This is a genomic window from Bacteroidota bacterium (assembly GCA_023957335.1).
Classification (GTDB): Bacteria; Bacteroidota; Bacteroidia; order NS11-12g; family UBA955; genus JALOAG01.
On the sequence record JAMLHC010000002.1, the window covers coordinates 369,079 to 390,374 of the forward strand.

Here is a 21,296-nt window from a genome sequence, read left to right on the forward strand (position 1 = left end):
TCACTAAAATTAAATTCAAATGCAAAGTTTAACGAACAGAAGTCAAGTGGTAGGAAATAAGCCTATGGGCTGGAAAGAAAAGATTTATCTTCCTGCTATTATCATAGGCATGGTCATTACCATCAAGCACTTTTTCAAAAAGAAAGTTACATACAAATTCCCTGAGGAAAAGCGTCCCATATCGCCAATTTGGCGCGGACAGCATGTGCTTAAACGCGATGAAGAAGGACGTGAAAATTGTGTTGCTTGCGGGCTGTGTGCTTTGGCGTGCCCTGCAGAGGCAATCACAATGACCGCTGCCGAGCGCAAACCCGGAGAAGAACATCTTTATAGAGAGGAAAAATATGCTTCTGTATATGAAATCAATATGTTGCGCTGCATCTTCTGCGGACTATGTGAAGAAGCTTGTCCAAAGGAGGCAGTTTTCTTGACCGACCGATTGGTAGAACCGGAGGATTTACGCGATGATTTTATCTATGGCAAAGACAAGCTGTTGGAAGGTAAGGAAGAAAGCGAACGTATTGATGTAAGTATTAGAAGACGCGCACATCGAAGATTAGAAGAATAAAGTTAATAGGAGCACTTATCAATACATTTTTAAACCCTCAAAACACAATATAATTACACATGATTTTGACCTATAACAATCGTGAAAAAACATACCTAGAATATATGTCTAAATTAAGAATAAAAATATTATTTCGCAGTCGCTTATAAACCATCAAAAATTACCTTGAGTCAGTACGCTTTTTACATACTTTTTGCTTTGTCAATTGTCAGTGCTTTGTTTACTGTATTCTCACGCAACCCTGTTTATTGCGTACTCTATCTCATTTTTTTCTTTTTCACTCTTTTTGGACATTATATCCTTCTAAATGCTCAGTTTTTGGCTGCCGTCCATTTAATTGTATATGCAGGAGCCATCATGGTCTTATTTTTATTTATTATCATGATGCTTAACCTGAATAAAGATATTGAACCTCACAAGAGTACAATTGCAAAATTTACTGCCGTAGTGTCCGGTGGTTTACTTATGATTGTTATTATCAGTGTGATGAAAGGCACTGATAACATATTGCTTAATCAAAACAGCGAAATAGGCATGGTTCAGGCACTTGGAGAAGTGCTTTATAATAAATATATGCTCCCATTTGAAATGGTCTCTGTATTGTTTCTCACAGCCATAGTAGGGGCGGTAATGCTTGGCAAAAAAGATATTAAATAAAAATGAACGGAATCACAATAGATCATTACATACTGCTTTCAATCATATTATTCAGTATTGGTGTTATAGGGGTTTTATTTCGCAGAAATGCAATCATTATCTTCATGTGTATAGAACTTATGCTCAATGCTGTAAACTTATTACTTGCAGCATTCAGCAACCAACACAACGACCCTACAGGACAAGTTTTTGTTTTCTTTATTATGGCGGTAGCTGCCGCTGAGGTAGCAGTGGGATTAGCTATACTGGCAATGATTTATCGCAATGCCAAGTCAATTGATATAGACTTTTTTAACAGACTGAAAGAATAAGCGGATGAATTTGATTGTAGCACTCATACCACTTTTGCCTTTAGCCGGTTTCTTAATCAACGGACTGGTAAACAAAAAAATGCCTAAATCATTAGTTGGGCTTATCGGCAGTAGCACTGTATTGATTTCATTTATTTGTTCCGTTTACCTCTTTTCGCAGCTATTGGGAGATACTCAATCTATTTCAACTAAATTATTTGCATGGATACATGCCGGAGGCATCAATTTAGACCTGACATTTTTGGTTGACAGGCTCTCTTCCGTAATGCTGTTGGTGATTACAGGAGTTGGATTTTTGATACATGTTTACTCTATTGGCTACATGAAAAATGACGAGGATTATCCACGTTATATGGCTTATCTCAATCTATTTGTTTTTTTCATGTTATTGCTCGTAATGGGCAACAACTATATTGTCATGTTTGCCGGTTGGGAAGGAGTAGGGCTTTGTTCATACCTACTTATTGGGTTTTGGTTCAAGAATACTGCTTACAACAATGCAGGGAGAAAAGCATTTGTGATGAATCGTATTGGCGATTTTGGGTTTTTGTTGGGAATATTCCTTATGTACCAAACTTTTGCTACTTTGGACTACAAAGAAGTGTTTGAAGCTGCCCAATCCTATCCAAAAGGAACAGCCACTCTCACCGCCATAACACTCCTACTATTTGTAGGTGCTGTTGGAAAAAGTGCTCAAATCCCTTTATACACTTGGCTCCCTGATGCAATGGCAGGACCAACACCGGTATCTGCTTTGATTCATGCTGCGACTATGGTAACAGCTGGCATATACATGGTTGTTCGCAGTAATATCTTATATGCACTCTCGCCTATCAGCAGCGAAATTATTGCTGTCATTGGACTTGCAACAGCATTCATGGCGGCAACCATTGCAATCAAGCAAAATGATATTAAAAAAGTTTTGGCTTATTCAACAGTCAGCCAACTTGGATATATGTTTGTGGCACTTGGCGTTGGTGCTTATACGACTGGATTATTTCATGTGGTTACACACGCTTTTTTTAAGGCACTGTTGTTTTTATGCGCAGGAAGTGTGATCCATGCAATGGGCGGAGAACAGGATATACGCAAAATGGGTGGATTGAAAAAGTATATTCCTATTACTCATATTACATTCTTGACGGGTGTGCTTGCTATCATCGGGATGCCCCTATTTTCGGGATTCTTTTCTAAAGATGAAATACTTGCCGCAACTTGGATTGCCTCGCCTATCATATTTACATTACTTGCGTTGACATCGGTTCTAACAGCTGTCTATATGTTACGTCTGTATTGGCTTACTTTCCATGCTAATTTTAGAGGAACACAGCACCAAAAAGAACATTTACATGAATCTCCGTTGAGCATGACCATTCCTTTGATAGCACTTGCAGTACTGTCTGTTTTGGGCGGTTTCATCGGAATGCCTGATTGGATAAATGAGAAACTCGGCACCCGACATATTTTCAATGACTATGTTGCACCGGTCATCAATTCTCCCAAAGAATTTATTGCTTCTCACACTTTTGATTTTTCACTTCTGGCTGGTACTATTATTGGTCTTGCATTGATTTATTACTATACCCGTAAGATCTATGTTACAGATAATACAGTCCCCGAAGATGATGCTCATACCAAAGGTTTTGCAAAGATTTTGGCAAAGAAATACTATGTGGACGAGGCTTATGATGCTGTAATCCGCAAACCGCTGGATGCAATTTCGGAAGTGTTTTATAAGGTATTTGACCTGAAAATGATTGATGGACTGGTAAACCAATTGCCAAAGCTGACAACAAATTTTGCTGCGGCTTTACGCACCTTGCAATCCGGCAAGCTTGGGTTTTATTTGACCGCCATGGTAATTGGAATAATCTGCATTTTTGTTTTTAAGCTACTGATGTAATGAATAATATGCTATTGATAATATTACTGTTGCCTTTGGTAAGTATGGTGCTATCACTACTAACTCCGAAAGAAACTACCGCTAAAGTCGCATTTGTGATGTCATTACTCAGCACTGCATTTACGTTCTATTTGTTCAGCGTATTTGTACCCGAATCAGGCATGCAATTCATAGTCAGTTTTCCATGGATTCCTTCATTGGGAATTACATTTAAACTCGGAATGGATGGCATTAGTCTGATGTTGATTGTTTTGACAAACATTCTGACTCCTTTGATTCTACTGTCTTCTTTCAATCGGAAGATTGAAAATCCCAAACTGTTTTATGCGCTCATACAATTAATGCAATTTGCCATGTTGGGCGTTTTTGTAGCACTAGACGGGTTTTTGTTTTATATTTTCTGGGAACTTGCGCTGCTTCCAATTTACTTTATTGCTTTGTTGTGGGGCGGCAAAGACAGGATTAGAATTACGCTAAAGTTTTTTATTTATACAATCACCGGCAGTTTGTTTATGCTTGTAGGTTTGATTTATCTTTATTTACAAACTCCCGACAATCACACATTTGATATCAATGCTTTTTATCAATTACAATTGAACGCTTCTCAACAAGCATTTGTGTTTTGGACCATTTTTGTTGCATTTGCAGTAAAAATACCCATATTCCCGCTTCACTCATGGCAACCTGACACCTATGTTGATGCGCCCACACAAGGCACCATGTTATTATCGGGCATTATGCTCAAAATGGGATTGTATGGCATTTTACGTTGGTTGTTACCGATTGCGCCAGGTGCAGTTGATGAATATGGTTTTACAGTAATTGTGCTCTGTGTTATCGGAGTGGTATATGCTTCATGTATTGCTATTATTCAGAAGGATTTCAAGCGTTTGGTTGCTTATGCTTCTATTGCTCACGTTGGATTAATCGCAGCAGGCTTATTTACGCTTAGACAAGAGGCGTTAGAAGGCTCTTTGTTCCAGATGTTAAGTCACGGTATCAATGCTGTTGGTTTGTTCTTTATTGTCGATATTTTGAGACATAGAATGAAAACATCAACGCTGGCGGAGTTAGGTGGTATAGCCGGGGTTCAACCCTTTTTTGCCATTTCATTTATGATTATTCTTTTGGGCACCATAGCACTGCCTCTTTTTAATGGTTTTGTGGGTGAATTTCTCATCATGACTAAAATATTTGACTATCATGTTTGGATAGGATCTGTTGCTGCTTTGGCAATCATTTTAGGTCCCGTATATATGTTCAGGAGTTACCAAGCCATTATGCTCGGAGACAGTCATTTTGATACCAACACGTTTACCCCTCTTACATTGTCAGAAAAAGCCATACTCGGTATTATTTCTTTTTTGGTATTGTTGGGAGGTATCTACCCCTCTTTGTTGATGGATGTCGCTCGCCCAAGTGTTCAGCAATTACTCAATTTAATCAGTGCCGGATAATTTTTAACTAAACAAAAAACAACTTGAATACCATAGTCATACTTTCTATCACGGGCATAGCAGCAATGCTTTCGGATGTTTTTAAGTTTAAGAAAATCATTTATGCGTTATCCATATTGGGATTGCTGACAGCATTGGTGTTTTCAATACGGGATTGGGGGCTTTTTGCTTCCTATTTCAACAACATGGTACAAACCGATAACTATGCGGTTGTATTTACATCCATGCTCATTGGGTTCACTACGCTATGGTTTATGATGTCAGCAGACTTCTTTAAAAGTCCAAGCAGTGAAGGCGAACATTTTGCTTTAATCATTTTTGCTCTTACAGGTGGGGTAATGATGACAAACTTTTCTAACCTTTCCATGTTATTTATCGGTTTGGAGATTCTGTCTATTGCACTCTATATTTTGGCTGGGAGCAATAAATCTAACCTCAAGAGCAATGAGGCTGCATTGAAGTATTTTATGATGGGTGCATTTGCAACCGGATTTTTGCTCATGGGTATAGCACTTATTTATGGTGCTACTGCATCATTCAATATTCAGGCAATAGCCGATTATATTACACAAAATCAGAGTACGCTACCTTTATACTTTTATGCCGGCATTATCATGATGTTGATTGGTTTGACATTCAAAATATCGGCTGTACCGTTCCATTTTTGGGCACCGGATGTCTATGACGGCTCTCCTACGCCCGTAACCACATTTATGATGAGTGTGGTTAAGATTGCCGGATTTGCTGCACTCTACAGGTTATTTACTTCTTGTTTTATTGCCGTTGATAATTTCTGGACTCCAATTTTTGCAGGAATGTCAGCACTCACCATGCTTTTGGGCAATATTACCGCTGTAAGTCAAACCAGCTTCAAGCGCATGTTGGCATATTCCAGCGTGGCACATGCAGGTTATATGTTGATGTCTTTGGCTTCACCGGGCGCAACTTCGGGCAATGCACTTGTCTATTATTTGATAGCTTATTCTATTGCTGTAATGGGCGTGATGAACTTTTTGTTTCATTTACATAAAACGACAGGCAAAGAAGACATTCAATCTGTTAGAGGTCTGTTTCGCGCTCATCCGCTAACTGCCATCATGTTAAGTATTTGCATATTGAGCATGGCAGGAATACCTCCCATGGCAGGATTTTTTGGAAAATACTTCATGTTTATTTCTGCATTAAATGCCAATCTTGTATGGTTGGTAATTATAGCCGTTTTGTGTTCTTTGGTTGGCATCTTTTACTATTTCAGAGTTATCATTGCTGTGTTTCAAGATGCTGAACATGAACAGCCTGTTTTTTATAATAAAACTTCAAATTTAACAGTGCTTTATATCTGTGGAGTATTGAGCATTTTAATAGGTATTGCGCCTCAGATATTTGCAAATCTATTATAACTGTTTGAGTAATTCTGATTCAATCAGTTCCTAATTACCAAAAAATTCTCTAAAAAATTCTACCTTTGCAACCCTTTTATGTACATTCAGGTTTTAAAGTCCAAAATACACGGTGCCAAAGTTACAGAAACCGAGCTTAACTATATCGGCAGTATCACCATTGATGAAGATTTGATGGATGCTGCCAACATGATTGAGCATGAAAAAGTATTGGTGGTTAACAATAACAATGGTGAACGTTTTGAAACATATATTATCAAAGGCGCAAGAAAGAGTGGCACTATTGGCATCAATGGGGCTGCTGCCCGCAAAGGAATTAAAGGCGATGTATTGATTATCATTTCATTTGCCCAGATGGAATTTGATGAAGCCAAGAAACATAAACCTACTGTCGTTTTCCCAAACGACTTTAATAAAATTTAAGTGACGCCACAAAGCAAAAAAATCATCAGAATTACCATCTTCTCACTGATTGGGGCGCTGGTGTTATTTTTAGTTTTTAGAAACATTAACTGGAAACAGTTTCTGCAAGGACTCAAACAAGCCAATTTATTCTGGATTGGGACGGCTATGATAGTGGGCGCATTAGGGCATTGGATCAGGGCTGCACGCTGGACCATTATGCTCAAATCTATTGGATATAACAGCGCACGTACCTACCCGGGCTTTCTTACTGTGTTGGCGGGCTATCTCATCAATCTTGCCATTCCAAGAGCGGGCGAGATTTCTCGTTGTGCTTTGATGGGTGACGTGTGCAAAATTCCGGTTCAAAAACTCATTGGGACTGTAGTTACTGAAAGAATTATTGACCTATTGATGACGGTCTTGATTGTTGTATTGGTTTTATGGCTGCAATTTGACTTGCTTTTCGACTTTACTGACAAGAATATCCTGACCCCATTGTCCCAAAAATTCAAATCATTCTATGAATTCAGCCTCTTCTACCCTATAGTGTTGTGCATAGTCGCATTTGTATTTGCAGGGTATTATTGGATTGTGAGAAGAAAAAAGAATAAACTCAACTCACAAGAAGGAAAACTAATTGGGTTTGTCAATGGCATAATCGAGGGTGCAAAAAGTATATTAAAACTCAATAAACCTGTGATTTTCACCTTGCAAACCTTTGCTATATGGCTCACCTATTTGGGTTCAACCATCAGTATTTTAAAGGCATTTGAGTTTTCACAAAGTGAAGGATTTTTTACAGGTTTGAGTGTATTGCTATTTTCTACCATTGGTGTCATTGTGCCCGCACCAGGGGGCGTGGGTAGTATTTGGACAACCCAAAACGGATTGATGGAAATTTATGGTTACTCGCTGGAGCATGCCACTCTGTTTGCCAGTCTTCTTTTCTTCACTCAGGTGATTGGATTCATCATTTTGGGTACTTTTGCGTTAATTCATCTGAGTATTATGAAAAACAAAATCAATGCGACATCCTAAATCCAAAATATTAAGCCTTGAAGATGCTTTAAAAATTATTACTGCACAAAAGACTTTCGGCAAACGCGTAGTATTCACCAATGGTTGCTTTGACATCCTTCACAGAGGACATTTGGAATACTTGATGGAAGCACGTCAGTTGGGCGATTTTTTGCTTGTGGGCGTAAATTCGGATAATTCGGTGCGCAGATTAGGCAAATCACCATCCAGACCATTACAAGACGAACAAGGCAGAGCCTTGGCTATTGCTTCTTTATATTTTGTTGACTTGGTTATCATTTTTGATGAAGACACTCCGCACAAACTTATCAGTACTATTCTGCCGGACATCTTGGTAAAAGGTGCAGACTATAATCCCGAAGACATTGTTGGGTATAAAGAAGTAACCGACAATGGGGGAACAGTCAAGACCATTCCTTTTATTGAGGGATATTCCACCACTTCGATTGAACAGAAAATTCTGAAAGAAAACAAATAGATGTGCGAAAGTTAGCCGCTTTACTTATAACTTGTATTTTTATCGTGGACGCTTTGGCTCAACAAGATTCTTTGTTGCAAAATCAACATTTCATAGTCAAAAAAATCTTCCTCATGGGTCAAAAAAAGACTAAGGACGGAATCATCCTGCGGGAGCTTAATTTCAAAGAAGGTGACACGCTGGCAACTTCCAAACTTCCTTTGCTCTTTGAACAAAGTAAGAAACAACTGTTGAACACTAACTTGTTCAATGAAGCACAGATTGTGAATGATTCCAACGGAAATGTTTTTGTGGCTGTCAAGGAAGATTGGTATATCTATCCTGTTCCTATTCTACAATTTGCAGACCGCAACTTTAACCAATGGTGGCTAAGTAAAGACTTTAACCGGCTTAACTATGGGCTGTGGACATACTGGTATAATTTTACCGGCAACGCTGACAAGCTCGCTGTCTTGCTCAACAGCGGCTACACGCATCTGACAAGCATAGCTTATGCGCTACCGTTTATTGACAGTAAAAAGCATTGGGGAATTGGTTTTGAGGCAAGCTATTCCGCCAACAGAGAAGTTTGGGCAATTCCCAAAGATGACAAGATTGTTTTCTTTTCTGACCGCAACAGATTTCTGATTTGGCGCAAGGGCATCGGGCTTTATACAACCTATAGAAACAATTTTTTTGACAAACACACACTTAGTTTAACTTTTCAAAACATTCAGGTTGCAGACACAGTCGTAACTCCCGAAGTGAACAATCGTTTTTTAGCCCAAAGCAAATCATTCATGAATACGCTACGGTTGAATTATAGCTTTATTTTTGACAAGCGCGATATTCGTGGGTATCCGCTCAAAGGGTATTTTCTGAAAACAACTGCCGAATACAACCTTTACAATCCTGCTAAAAGCTTTAGCACACACAATATCAAATTTGGGGTCAATGCCAACATCTATATTCCTTTGTCGGAGAGGGTTTTCACAAACGGAGGCATAACCGCTTCTACGAGTCAGTCTTCATTGGTTCCTTATACAGATTTCAGGGCTTTGGGATATGAAAATCAATTCGTACGCGGGTATGAATATTATGTGATTGACGGAAAAGATTTTGCTCTGTTTCGAAGCAACCTGAAATATGCCATAGTCAAAGATAAAAAACATTATTCATGGTCGCTTCCTTCGGCTTTTCGCTCGGTTACTTTTACATGGATGGCGGGATTATTTTTCGATGCAGGATATGTAAACAGCCCTATAGAATACAAGGGCAACCGCTTGCCAAACACGCTACTTACGGGCTATGGAGTAGGAACTGACTTCATTTTTTTTTATGACAGGGTGATTAGGCTGGAGTTGTCAAGAAACGGCTTAGGCAAAACAGGTCTCTACTTGAGTTTCTTTGCCCCTCTATAAAACAGATTTGCCGAACTAACACCCGCTGACAAAAACTTATCTTTGCACACCCTATGAATTACCTATCCGCAGAGAATATTGCCCGAATATTAGGCGAAAGAACACTTTTCGAAAATATAACTATTGGGATAGAAAAAGGAGATAAAGTTGCACTAGTTGCACCCAACGGAAGCGGAAAAACCTCAATGATGAGAATTTTAGCCGGTTTAGAGCCTCCGGACAAGGGAAAAGTTGTTACACGCAATGGTATTCGGGTGGCATTGTTAGAGCAAGAACCACATTTTGACCCAAAGAGTACTGTACTGGAAAGTATTTTCGAGGGGGACTCCCCTATTGCCAAAGCTGTCAGCGATTACACCGCCAGTCTTGAATCGGGAGATAGTGAAGCCATTCACAAAGCATACGAACAACTTGATAACCTACAAGCATGGGATTTTGAAGCCAAAGCAGAACAGATTTTGGCAAAATTGAAAATTACACATCTCAAACAACTCACGGGCAACCTTTCAGGTGGGCAAAAAAGAAGACTTGATTTGGCAAAAGTGCTATTGTCAGAACCCAATTTATTGCTATTAGATGAACCCACTAATCATTTAGATATTGAAATGGTGGAATGGCTTGAACAGTATTTAAGCGCAAGTAATATCACTCTTTTTATGATTACCCACGACCGCTATTTCCTTGATAGAGTATGTAATACAATTTTTGAAATGGATGATAAAAATCTCTATTCATACAAAGGGAATTACAGCTATTTCTTGGAGAAAAGAGAAGAACGCTATGCCAATCTTGCTGCCAACATTGCCAAAGCAAAAAATCTGTATAGCCGAGAGTTAGAATGGGTGCGCAGACAACCCAAAGCACGTACAACCAAGTCGCAATCACGAGTAGATGCGTTTGCGGTATTGAGTCAACAAGCAAACCGAAGAATAGCCGACCGTAAACTGCATCTCAAATCAGACATGATACGCTTGGGAAATAAGGTAATCAATGCAAAGAGTATTGGGGTAAGTTTTGATGGAGAACATTGGCTGTTTAGCAAATTTTCACACAAATTTCTACCGGGTGAACGGGTTGGGATTATTGGACCCAACGGAAGTGGAAAGTCCACACTTATAAAAACCTTAATTGGCAAGCTACCACCAAACGAAGGCACTATAGACACCGGAGACACCGTTGTCATTGGCTATTTTGGACAGGATGGACTGCGGTTCAAAGAAGGACAACGCATCATTGAATTGGTAAAAGAAATAGCGGAAAATTTTGAACTTCCTGACGGGATGAGTGTCAATGCTGCCCAACTTTTGGAACGATTTCTTTTTCCGCGCAACAGCCACTATACACCCATTGAAAAACTGAGTGGTGGCGAAAAACGCAGATTATATTTACTCACCGTTCTGTTGCGAAAACCCAATGTACTCATCTTAGACGAGCCTACCAATGACCTGGATTTATTGACCTTGAATGTATTGGAAGATTATCTGGAAAATTTTGGAGGATGTTTGATGATTATCTCGCACGACCGTTTCTTTTTGGACAAACTCTGCGACCATCTTTTTGTCTTTGAAACCGATGGAAATATCAAAGACTTCCCCGGAAATTACACACAATACAGACAGTATCAGGAAATCAAAGAAACGGATAGTCACGAAATCAAGCCCGTTAAAACCGAAGCTAAAATCATCCCAAAAACAGATTCCAAAAAGAAACTCAGTTATAAAGAAAAACTTGAATTGGAAAATTTACCCAATGAAATCGCTCAGTTGGAAATCGAAAAAACAAAACTTGCCGATTCGTTGAATGACAGCAGCCTGTCACATGAACAACTCACACAAATCAGTGCCAAACTCACGTCTATTATCCAAATGATTGACAATAAAGAAATGAGGTGGTTAGAACTCTCTGAATAAACCATCTTTGTACAATGCAATTCAGAACCATAGCGGTCTTTTTCATTCTGTTTTCAACCCTTTCTGTTAAAGGCAATGACAGCATTTTTTCCAAAAACACCATACATTACGGAATAGGTTTAGGCATCAGTGACGGCTTTCAACAAAACGGCTTGGGCTATGGCATAACATCAGGTTATGAGAGAAATATATGGAAAGAACGCCTGCGCCTCAATATTGCGTTCACCTATGGCTTATTTAGCTCGATTGGAATTAATGATGTGGGAGAACAATATTTCAGTGTACTGACCTTAGAATCAGGTGTTAAATTTGATTTATTGCGCTACAAAGCAGTTTCATTGGTTGTAGGAATGGGTGTATGTGTCAATCGAGTTTTCGGACTCAAATCTTATCATGACTATTATTTAAATTATCGTCATCGTTATTTCGGTGAGGTGAATGGTGCTTTGATTCCCAGTGTAGGCATCAGAATCAATCCCAAGAAAAGCGCAGTTGTTTATGAATTTACGCCTATTAATTTTTATATAGGAACACATGAGTTTTTCCAAGAGTATCTAAGATTCGGAATAGGTATTAAGCTACGCTAACTATCGAAAACGAATCAACCTTATCCAAAACATTTGGATAGGAAATACGAATATTGCACATTCGCAAACATGAAATTTTTTAATAAAACATGTATTGCATTGGCTTCTATATGTTTACTTACCTTGTTCTCACCTCATTCAATCAAGGCACAAGCGCAAAATTCAGGAGCTATTTTTAAAGAAATTCAAAAACTCAATCAATTTGGGTCTGTGTTATACATAGCTGCACACCCTGATGATGAGAATACACGCCTCATCAGCTATTTGTCCAAAGGAAGACAATACAGGGTGGGTTATTTATCCCTTACGCGCGGAGATGGCGGGCAGAATCTGATAGGGACTGAACAAGGCGTAGCATTAGGGCTTATTCGAACCAATGAACTCTTGCAAGCACGTATGGTGGATGGGGCAGAACAATTCTTTACCCGTGCCTATGATTTTGGTTACTCCAAGAATCCTGAAGAAACATTCACATTCTGGAACAAAGATTCTGTCTTGCGCGATGTGGTGTGGGTAATTCGAAAATTCAGACCTGATGTAATCATCACCCGTTTCCCTGACACAGGCGAAGGAGGACACGGACACCATACTGCTTCTGCTATTTTAGCTAAAGAGGCATTCAGAGCCGCAGCAGACCCTAATATGTTTCCTGAACAACTCAAAGAGGTGCCGGTTTGGCAAGCAAAAAAGCTATTTTGGAACACCTTTAATTTTGGCAACAACAATACCACCTCCGAAACACAGTTCAAATTAAATGTAGGAACTTATGACCCCATACTGGGCATGAGTTATGGCGAAATTGCATCTATGAGCCGCTCCAAACACAGCAGTCAGGGATTTGGAACCCCATTAGTACGCAATCCGATTTATGAATACTTTGTAGCATGGGAAGGCAGCAAACCTCAAAATTCTTTCATGGAAGGTATTGACACAGGCTGGACAAATGCAATCAACAATGCAGGCAAAGCAAAAATAATTACTCAAAAAATCAATAATATCATTGCCCAATATGATTTCCAAGCCCCTTACAAGTCAATACCAGCCTTGTATGCCCTGCGAAACGAGATAGAACAAAACTACGAATTAACCTCTCCCACTGTATTTTGGCTCAACCGGAAGATAGAAGCACTCAACCATATCATCAGTCAATGCGCAGGAGTATTCTGCGAAATAACCACAGACAAACAAAATCTTGTCCCCGGTCAAACAACAAAAGTTACCTTTTCTATGGTTGCACGTTTGCAACCCAAACAAAACATAGAACTTCATTTCAAATTCGGGAATCTTGATATCAAAAAAACGCTCACCGAAAACAAGTGGGATACAAGCTTTGTTTATACCATCCCAAACACCTTTTACTATGAATCTTCGCAACCTTATTGGCTGAGGAAACCCAAAAGCAAAGGACTGTTTGCAGATGTAGATTTGAGTTTGGCAGGATTGGCTAAAAATCCTGAATTGTTCAAAGCTGAGGTATCATTGAACTTTAGCAAACCTGATTTTTATATCACACAAAACCCGACCCTAAAATATAAAACAAACGACCCTTCCAAAGGCGAGCTATATCAACCTGTTTTTATTGTTCCTCTGGCAGTTATAATGCCTGAGACAAATCGAACTTTCTTTCTGCTGAGCGAAAACAACAATCAAGCGGTTGAAAAAATCATCCACGTAAAGGTTAAGTGTTATCAAGACAATTTCAAAGGAAACTTGTTTGTTGAAGTGCCCAAAGAATGGCAATTACTAAATACTCCTGAGGATTTTAAATTAGAGTTTGGAAAAGCAGGGACAGAAAAAAATATTGAAATCAAATTAAAGCTGTTTGAAAATGCATCTGCCATTCAACAAAGCGGCAGTTATCAATCCTCCCTTTCGTATTATATCATGACAGACGGACAACAATATGATGTAACTGAAAAACGCATAACATATCCGCATATTCCAAATCAGATACTTTATTCCACAGCCCAAACCCAACTTGTCCTCTCGCCTGTCAGCCAAGAACTAGCACAAAAAATAGGGCGTGTAGGCTACATTCCGGGAGCAGGTGACATGGTGATGGAATGTCTCAGAGAAATTGGTATTCATGTAGATGAGTTGAGTGAAAGCGATTTGAGTAACACAGCCGTATTAGGCATGTACAAAACTATCATTGTAGGCGTGAGGGCGTTCAACGTGCGTCCCGAACTGCAGACCCAATTTCCCAATCTACTGAACTTTGTAAACAATGGCGGGCGATTGTTAGTACAATACAACACCAATAATCGTATTGCTCCCATAGATTTTAATATTGCACCTTATCCTCTCACCATTACAGCCAATCGTGTTACAGATGAAACCACCAAAATTACTTTCTTGCAACCTACACACAAATTAGTGCAACAACCGTTTAAAATTACATCTGCGGATTTTGATAATTGGATACAAGAACGCGGAATTTATTTTGCAGGAGCACGAGACTCCCAATTTGTTTCTTTGTTTGCAATGGCAGACCCGAAAGAACAAGCGAATGATGGAGCACTTATTTATGCAGATTATGGCAAAGGCAGCTATATCTATACAGGCTTCGTATTTTTTCGAGAATTACCTGCCGGAAACCTTGGGGCATATAGGCTTTTCATCAATCTAATTTATAACCCATAGAAAAATCAAAAATTGTATTTTTTCTTATTGCCAATCGCCTATATTTGCAGCCCTCAAAAAAAGCCTATCCGCACCCATAGCTCAACCGGATAGAGCAACAGAAATAACTGAATTTTCGACAGGTGTTAGATATTGGTCGTTAAAAATCTCCCTCTTAACAACATGTTGATAAACCCAATAGCATAAAAATACATTATCCCTTTTTGAAACAAGCAGTGGGGGAGTATTTTGCCATGTTAATAACCCTTCTTTTTATCCACAATGGCAATAATCTGTTTGGCAGTTTGGTTTTAGGGTGTTACTTAGCCCACGTCTTTTGGGGGAATTATAAGCTGCTTTTTTGTCTGTTTCAGTCTCAAATCAGTTTTTTTCTTCGTTTAGGCTAAGAGCAAAGCAGACATTTTAAAACCACAATATGGCTGAAAATATTCAATAAGTACTCACCTAAACAATCTAAGAAATATGCACTTCTTTACAGAACATACCGTACTTCCTGCTCAAAATGCTTCGGATAAATACGGTCCTGATGGGGGAACTTCTTCTGATTTATACAATATCTCCGCCCGATTTGAATTACCGAATGGAAATACTGCAAAAGCATTTGCTTGCCAAGACGGATTAATGTTGGTGCAACAATCATCTGTAGATTCTGACTTGGTTAATGTTCTCATTAAACCTAATGAGCCACCCAAGTCTTATTTACAGGTTAAATATTACATATACAGAGGTATACTGAAAAGCAGCTTAATCAGTGGAAGTAATATTACACCCGCAGACGACAGCAACAATGAATTAATTGCAAGATTTTGGGCTGAAAACGAAAACCATCCAGACCCAAAAGCCTATTTAATAGGTTTTGGTGACAGCCTGCCGGACAGTACCGACATTGAAGATATTCTTCTATGTACCGTTTCTGGCACTGTAGAACCAATATATGTAAAGGAAGGTGAGTGGTTTGGCGATTTTGGAGGCACACATGAAACCGAAGAGCATCCGATAGATTTTGAAGTTCTCATTGACAATGCCGAAGAAGTAATTACTACCCTCGGCTATTTAAGAAACGGCTTTTATAATTCCAATACTTCTAAATACCAGATTAATGTTACCTCAAAAACCAACTTGGAAAAGCGCAGATTGAAAGAACAGGTATTATCTTTTCTAGACCCTGCTGCTCTGTTTGGTATGTTTTATAATGAAGGTTATGTTAATTTTACTGAATATTCAGGCTCAAAAGTGGTCAAATCAACCAATAGCAATTCAGGTTCTCCTCTATACCTTTACACTGTATTCCTAAACAAATTTGAAACCAAGCATACCGTTTATCTTGACATAAGAAGCGACAGGGGATTTTCTTATAATTTCTATGGCAACTACGATGACCAGACTATCAATAACAGTAACATTAAAATAGGACTTGGTAAAGCGACAGTTACAGCCCAAAAGTACCATACAAATGATTGGCCAATAATCATTCTCTCGCAGGCTCAAGATTGGACAGGAACAAGTCCTGTACCCAATAAAAACAGAATTGGATTTCAATTGCGGCTTGATGACGTAGAACAGCCATTGATTTTTCTGGAAGACATAAGTATCAGAGACGGAAGTGCATCATCCAACTGGATAAAGAAAGACGCATTACTTCCTAAACCACTTCCTGTTACAACAGCAGACCTATATACAAAAGAAAACAAAATTCATTTTCCCAATAAAGATTCCGGTACTACGAGGAACAATGTAGCCCGCTTCATTAAGCTATATTATTTTAGGCAAAATCATAGCCAAACTCCATCAAGCACTGTAATGCCAAGTTCAAAGTATTTCAACAACGCTTTTATTGAGCTTGACAGCCTCATCTTAGGGACTTTTAAAAGTGAGGACATCCCCGGCACTACTGAAAACCCTATTCGTAAAAACAAAGCCATAGAATCCTGCAAAAATCATCTCATTCATCAGAAACTTAATGAGACGGACGGAACAGGGAACTTTGCCTTTTGTGCGAAATCAGGCGCATATTGGGAGCGAACGGGAGCACCAATCTTCGGAGGTGGGGAATACCCTCCTCGTGTATTGCTATACACCACTATTTACAAAGAAGATGAGAACAATAGTGAAAAAAAATTTCTGCCAACCTATAACAGAAAATTCAATCTCCACGAAAATCCATTATTTGAGGATTCAAAATTACGAAACAACATGGATTTAATCTGCCGAAGCTATAAGATTGATAATAACGACATTAAAATACTGGGCATTAATTGGTATAGCGAATCGGGAAGAAAAGATATCTCTAAGAATCATAAAGAAAACCTCATGCTACTGGGGCTGACCCATGAAGAACTGACCGCCATTTATGAAACGACAGGCTTGGCTTACGATGATTTTCACAGGTATATTTACTTAGACCCCGACAGCGGCAACCCTCTTACATCCGATGCGCCTGAAAACATGCGCTATCACAAATATACAATACGCATTCAGGGAATTGCAAGCACAACCAATGGCGGTGGAACTAACGAGATAGGAATGATTACTCCACAATTAGACGAACAGGATATTGTAGTTTATAGCCGAGACAATCAGTTCTTTCATTCAAAAGATTTTTCAGAGCAAGAAACGGTTTCTCCAAGACAAAACCAGATTGAAATGCACATATACCACGATGGAGTTATAAAAATTACAGATAACATAGATTTAAGCCTAGTTAGGAAAAGATTACTTTCAACCAGAGAGGCTCTAATAGATGATAATACAATTGCAAACGATCAAAGTTTAGTACAACAAATTCATTACTACTATCATACACAAGAGAATCAACATCAATCTATACATATAGCCAATTTTGATATTGTAATGGCAGACAAAATGGCAAAGAATGGTCGAAATAATAGGTCACATATCGTGCCTGGTGGTTACGCGTTGTTAATCAACTATCAAACACCTACAATTCACAATGGCGTTGATGCTGGCAGTTCATATAGACATAACACAAATAGACACATATATACTACAGCAAGAAGTGGTGGAAATACAGCTGGTCTATATGAAAATCAATCGAAAAAAATATTCATGGTAAGAGTTGACGATGCCATTATAGATGATAGCAACTTGATAAATGATAACCAATTTCGTTTAGTAAATACTTTTAGATTTTTTGGAAACTTACCTATAGTAGCAGCTCTCATTGGAGCCTTGGTTAATGAAACAAACAATATTACTAGTGAAGGTCTTGCATATGGGGATGGAAGTTGCTATCCAAGTGCTAATCACGTAAATGGGTTTGCAATGGATACAGGTTATTTAAAAAACAGCAACCAAAATAATGCTAATTTCATGAGCAGATTGCATACTTTTGGATTCAGAACTTTTTTAATTGGATACTCAAAAACAACATTAGAAACGACAGCAAACGCAATTAATAATTTAAGAAATGCACGAATTATAAGAGATGCATTTCCAGGATATAAAACGATACTAGTAAATGGTGTACCAACTCAAGTTGTTAAAGATACCTTACATGACAACCATCTACATTCTGAAAATTTTATTATTCGAAATGGTGTTAAAGAATTGCCACTATGAAATTAGTTTTTTCCGTATCAAATACTTTTATCATAATCTTGCTTTCTTCATGTACAATGGAGAACACAAATGAAAATGTTGATTCAATAATAGATGACAATAAGATGAAACAACCGGATACGATTACTTTAATACCAACAATTCAAAAAGACTCATCTATTTCTCACCTAGATTCATTAGCTTTTCCATTCGGACCTAAAATTAGTTTTGAGTATTTCGAGAAAAACAACTTCCAAATTAATTTATATAAGGACATTTTATTGAATAAAGAAATCAATGAATTTTATAAGCTTTATGACTTGCCAAAATACAATAGTTTGCAATATATATCCATTGAATATGGGCTTGAATCAATCAATTGCCGGAACAACAAACCCTTTGACAGCATGCTTCATTTTAGTAAATATATGTTTAAATTGCCTGATATTTCCATTTTTGATTGCTACTATGTTTATGAAGACGAAAATAATAACAAATTCCTCTCTAATGAATTTAGAAAATTCTGTTTAGATTATAAAGAATGTGGGCATTTAATACTGTTTAATAAAAGCAACAGCACTGCAAAAGTTCTTCCTGTCTCACATCTGTCCAAGATAAATTTCAGTAAAAAGGGCATGGATTAAATTTTAACCCAAAACATTTATTTTGGGGTGTACAAAAAAAAACACCATGCCCACGACAAATGTAAATCTGTTTTCTCAAATTCTTGGCTTAATAGACAGGAATTCTTTCACAAAAATTGTAAACAACCACGACTCTGACAGACACTGCAAAGGCGTGAACACTTGGACTCATTTAGTGTCAATGTTGTTTTGTCAATTTGCCAAGGCAAATAGTGTAAGAGAAATATCGAATGGACTTAAGAGTGCTACTGGTAATTTAAATCACTTAGGAGTTTCATGTTCACCGAGTAAATCCACCATTTCTTATCAAAATCAACAACGCAATTGGCAAGTTTTCAAGGATCTTTATTTTGAACTTTTCAACTCGTTCAATAGCGGACTTCAAAAGAAACGACAGTTTGCAAGAATGCTGAAACGTAAAATTTTCATAGTAGACTCCACCGTTATTTCTCTTTGCTTAAGTTTGTTTGATTGGGCTCAATACCGCAAAAGAAAAGGAGCAATAAAGCTTCATACTGTATTAGATTACGACACCTGCCTTCCTGTTTACATGCACATGACAGACGGGCTTAAACACGATGTGGCAATAGCAAAAACACTTAATATTCCCTCAGGCTCTGTTTTGGTTATGACATTTATGTAGATTAATGGTTGAATGTTTTGGACAGCAGAAGATTACGTTTGTAAGCAGATTAAAGAAAAACATACAATACAGTGTATAAAAGAAATGAGATTAAAGACAAAACGGGATTAATAGTCAAAGACCAAATTATAGTATTGACGGGAGTTAAGACGTTAATTAATCAATACTCCTGCAAAGAACCAAGCACAGTAGTGGTTATGATCCAGTGCAAAAAATAGAACTGATTCTCTCACCAACAGACGGACAGCAAAGAAACAATATTCGCACTTTGGTTAAAATTAGATGTGAGAGATTATAGACCTTCTTCAAACGATTAAACAAGCATTAAAATCAAAACTTTATAAATGTCCTAATGCTATATTTATCCAAGTTTTTCTGTCTGTTTTAATCACCATTCTTCTATCAAATATCTTCAGAATAAGGCAAAGTATGCATGGCATCTGTCCAATTTAATTGGTGGGACTTATAAGGGTAAATCTTTTTGCTAAAATAGATTTATGGTATTGGCTTAATCATCCTTTTATTAAAATGAAGCCTCCAGCTAGCCAACAATTAAGCATTTTTATAACATAAAATCGGAGGGGTAGATTTGACAAAACAACATTTTTAGATCGTAACTGTACTCATTTTCTAATCGTTTCATTGGTGTTTAAAAATATATTGGACAGCAATGTTCCTGTCTATTTTTATTATTACAGTGATGGTTCTAATAAATTCAGGGAATCTTTTATTAATAAAGATGGGACTATAAAAGTAATCGACTCATGGCAATATGATATTATTAATGAAAAAGGAGAGTCTGATTATACAACTGATATCCTTAGCACATATCTGATTAAAATAGATAAGGAAGGGAATATCAAAATAGATAATTTAAATTAAGAAGAAATGTCAAAATTAGTATCTTTAAATAATATTATCTCCCACATCTGTCCAAGATAAATTTCAGTAAAAAGGGCATGGATTAAATTTTAACCCAAAACATTTATTTTGGGGTGTACAAAAAAAAACACCATGCCCACGACAAATGTAAATCTGTTTTTTCAAATTCTTGGCTTAATAGACAGGAATTCTTTCACAAAAATTGTAAACAACCACGACTCTGACAGACACTGCAAAGGAGTTAACACTTGGACTCATTTAGTGTCAATGTTGTTTTGTCAATTTGCCAAGGCAAATAGTGTAAGAGAAATATCGAATGGACTTAAGAGTGCTACTGGTAATTTAAATCACTTAGGAGTTTATATCACTTCTGAGTAAATTCTGCTTACATTGTCAAAATCATCATCGCAATGGCGTGCTTTCAAGGATCTTTATTTTTGAACTTTCAACTCGCTCAATAGCGGACTTCAAAAGAAACGACAGTTTGCAAGAATGCTGAAACGTATCATAGTAGACTCCACAGTTATTTCTCTTTTGCTTAGCTGTTTGATTGGGCTCAATACCGCAAAAGAAAAGGAGCAATAAAGCTTCATACTGTATTAGATTACGACACCTGCCTTCCTGTTTACATGCATGACAGACGGGCTTAAACACGATGTGGCAATTGCAAAACACTTAATATCTCTCAGGCTCTGTTGGTTATGGACAGAGCTATGTAGATTTTAATTGTCAAATGTTTTGACAGCAGAAGGATTACGTTTGGTAAGCAGATTAAAGAAAAACATACAATACAGTGTGGTAAAAAAGAAAAA

Annotated in this window: 18 protein-coding genes; all 18 read left to right on the plus strand. The window is 37.8% G+C overall.

Translation table 11 applies throughout. From position 1 onward, the window contains the following. Positions 1–19: 19 nt before the first annotated feature. A complete protein-coding gene (gene nuoI / locus M9892_05080) occupies positions 20–568 on the plus strand; it encodes an NADH-quinone oxidoreductase subunit NuoI (protein MCO5253725.1) in 549 nt (182 codons plus the stop codon). Positions 569–727: 159 nt separating this feature from the next. After that, positions 728–1,225 carry an NADH-quinone oxidoreductase subunit J gene (locus M9892_05085; GenBank protein MCO5253726.1) on the plus strand — a complete coding sequence of 166 codons (498 nt, stop codon included), beginning with the start codon at positions 728–730 and terminating at the stop codon, positions 1,223–1,225. A gap of 2 nt (positions 1,226–1,227) precedes the next feature. Then, on the plus strand, positions 1,228–1,536 hold the full coding sequence (gene nuoK / locus M9892_05090) for an NADH-quinone oxidoreductase subunit NuoK (GenBank protein MCO5253727.1): 309 nt from the start codon (positions 1,228–1,230) through the stop codon (positions 1,534–1,536). Between the two features lie 4 nt (positions 1,537–1,540). Continuing rightward, positions 1,541–3,439: an NADH-quinone oxidoreductase subunit L gene (gene nuoL / locus M9892_05095; protein MCO5253728.1), complete on the plus strand. Its 1,899-nt coding sequence runs from the start codon at positions 1,541–1,543 to the stop codon at positions 3,437–3,439. Beyond that, a complete protein-coding gene (locus M9892_05100) occupies positions 3,439–4,896 on the plus strand; it encodes an NADH-quinone oxidoreductase subunit M (protein MCO5253729.1) in 1,458 nt (485 codons plus the stop codon). Before nuoL ends, M9892_05100 begins: the two co-directional genes overlap by 1 nt. A gap of 23 nt (positions 4,897–4,919) precedes the next feature. Next, complete coding sequence (locus M9892_05105) at positions 4,920–6,296, plus strand: NADH-quinone oxidoreductase subunit N (protein ID MCO5253730.1); 1,377 nt, start codon at positions 4,920–4,922, stop codon at positions 6,294–6,296. Positions 6,297–6,374: 78 nt separating this feature from the next. Beyond that, entirely contained in the window at positions 6,375–6,719 is a 345-nt protein-coding gene (locus tag M9892_05110; GenBank protein MCO5253731.1) for an aspartate 1-decarboxylase, read from the plus strand. Further along, positions 6,720–7,739 carry a flippase-like domain-containing protein gene (locus tag M9892_05115; GenBank protein MCO5253732.1) on the plus strand — a complete coding sequence of 340 codons (1,020 nt, stop codon included), beginning with the start codon at positions 6,720–6,722 and terminating at the stop codon, positions 7,737–7,739. Then, entirely contained in the window at positions 7,726–8,217 is a 492-nt protein-coding gene (rfaE2, locus tag M9892_05120) for a D-glycero-beta-D-manno-heptose 1-phosphate adenylyltransferase (protein MCO5253733.1), read from the plus strand. The genes M9892_05115 and rfaE2 overlap by 14 nt, the downstream gene beginning before the upstream one ends. 113 nt (positions 8,218–8,330) lie before the next feature. Then, positions 8,331–9,617: a hypothetical protein gene (locus M9892_05125; GenBank protein ID MCO5253734.1), complete on the plus strand. Its 1,287-nt coding sequence runs from the start codon at positions 8,331–8,333 to the stop codon at positions 9,615–9,617. Between the two features lie 53 nt (positions 9,618–9,670). Continuing rightward, entirely contained in the window at positions 9,671–11,527 is a 1,857-nt protein-coding gene (locus M9892_05130; protein MCO5253735.1) for an ABC-F family ATP-binding cassette domain-containing protein, read from the plus strand. Positions 11,528–11,541: 14 nt separating this feature from the next. Then, positions 11,542–12,114: a hypothetical protein gene (locus M9892_05135; protein MCO5253736.1), complete on the plus strand. Its 573-nt coding sequence runs from the start codon at positions 11,542–11,544 to the stop codon at positions 12,112–12,114. A gap of 69 nt (positions 12,115–12,183) precedes the next feature. Beyond that, complete coding sequence (locus M9892_05140; GenBank protein ID MCO5253737.1) at positions 12,184–14,757, plus strand: PIG-L family deacetylase; 2,574 nt, start codon at positions 12,184–12,186, stop codon at positions 14,755–14,757. Positions 14,758–15,219: 462 nt separating this feature from the next. Beyond that, positions 15,220–18,336: a hypothetical protein gene (locus tag M9892_05145; GenBank protein ID MCO5253738.1), complete on the plus strand. Its 3,117-nt coding sequence runs from the start codon at positions 15,220–15,222 to the stop codon at positions 18,334–18,336. After that, the gene (locus tag M9892_05150; GenBank protein ID MCO5253739.1) at positions 18,333–18,959 is read left to right on the plus strand and encodes a hypothetical protein; all 627 of its coding nucleotides are present in this window, start codon (positions 18,333–18,335) and stop codon (positions 18,957–18,959) included. Before M9892_05145 ends, M9892_05150 begins: the two co-directional genes overlap by 4 nt. A 46-nt stretch (positions 18,960–19,005) precedes the next feature. After that, positions 19,006–19,602: a DUF4372 domain-containing protein gene (locus M9892_05155; GenBank protein ID MCO5253740.1), complete on the plus strand. Its 597-nt coding sequence runs from the start codon at positions 19,006–19,008 to the stop codon at positions 19,600–19,602. A gap of 642 nt (positions 19,603–20,244) precedes the next feature. Then, entirely contained in the window at positions 20,245–20,484 is a 240-nt protein-coding gene (locus M9892_05160; protein ID MCO5253741.1) for a hypothetical protein, read from the plus strand. Positions 20,485–20,616: 132 nt separating this feature from the next. Next, complete coding sequence (locus M9892_05165; protein ID MCO5253742.1) at positions 20,617–20,862, plus strand: DUF4372 domain-containing protein; 246 nt, start codon at positions 20,617–20,619, stop codon at positions 20,860–20,862. Positions 20,863–21,296 lie beyond the last annotated feature (434 nt).

Coding starts and splice junctions, on each gene's coding strand:
- M9892_05140 (MCO5253737.1), top strand. CDS start 12,184: ATGAAATTTTTTAATAAAACATGTATTGCATTGGCTTCTATATGTTTA.
- M9892_05135 (MCO5253736.1), top strand. CDS start 11,542: ATGCAATTCAGAACCATAGCGGTCTTTTTCATTCTGTTTTCAACCCTT.
- M9892_05130 (MCO5253735.1), top strand. CDS start 9,671: ATGAATTACCTATCCGCAGAGAATATTGCCCGAATATTAGGCGAAAGA.
- M9892_05145 (MCO5253738.1), top strand. CDS start 15,220: ATGCACTTCTTTACAGAACATACCGTACTTCCTGCTCAAAATGCTTCG.
- M9892_05110 (MCO5253731.1), top strand. CDS start 6,375: ATGTACATTCAGGTTTTAAAGTCCAAAATACACGGTGCCAAAGTTACA.
- rfaE2 (MCO5253733.1), top strand. CDS start 7,726: ATGCGACATCCTAAATCCAAAATATTAAGCCTTGAAGATGCTTTAAAA.
- M9892_05100 (MCO5253729.1), top strand. CDS start 3,439: ATGAATAATATGCTATTGATAATATTACTGTTGCCTTTGGTAAGTATG.
- nuoI (MCO5253725.1), top strand. CDS start 20: ATGCAAAGTTTAACGAACAGAAGTCAAGTGGTAGGAAATAAGCCTATG.
- nuoK (MCO5253727.1), top strand. CDS start 1,228: ATGAACGGAATCACAATAGATCATTACATACTGCTTTCAATCATATTA.
- nuoL (MCO5253728.1), top strand. CDS start 1,541: ATGAATTTGATTGTAGCACTCATACCACTTTTGCCTTTAGCCGGTTTC.
- M9892_05165 (MCO5253742.1), top strand. CDS start 20,617: ATGCCCACGACAAATGTAAATCTGTTTTTTCAAATTCTTGGCTTAATA.
- M9892_05155 (MCO5253740.1), top strand. CDS start 19,006: ATGCCCACGACAAATGTAAATCTGTTTTCTCAAATTCTTGGCTTAATA.
- M9892_05150 (MCO5253739.1), top strand. CDS start 18,333: ATGAAATTAGTTTTTTCCGTATCAAATACTTTTATCATAATCTTGCTT.
- M9892_05125 (MCO5253734.1), top strand. CDS start 8,331: ATGGGTCAAAAAAAGACTAAGGACGGAATCATCCTGCGGGAGCTTAAT.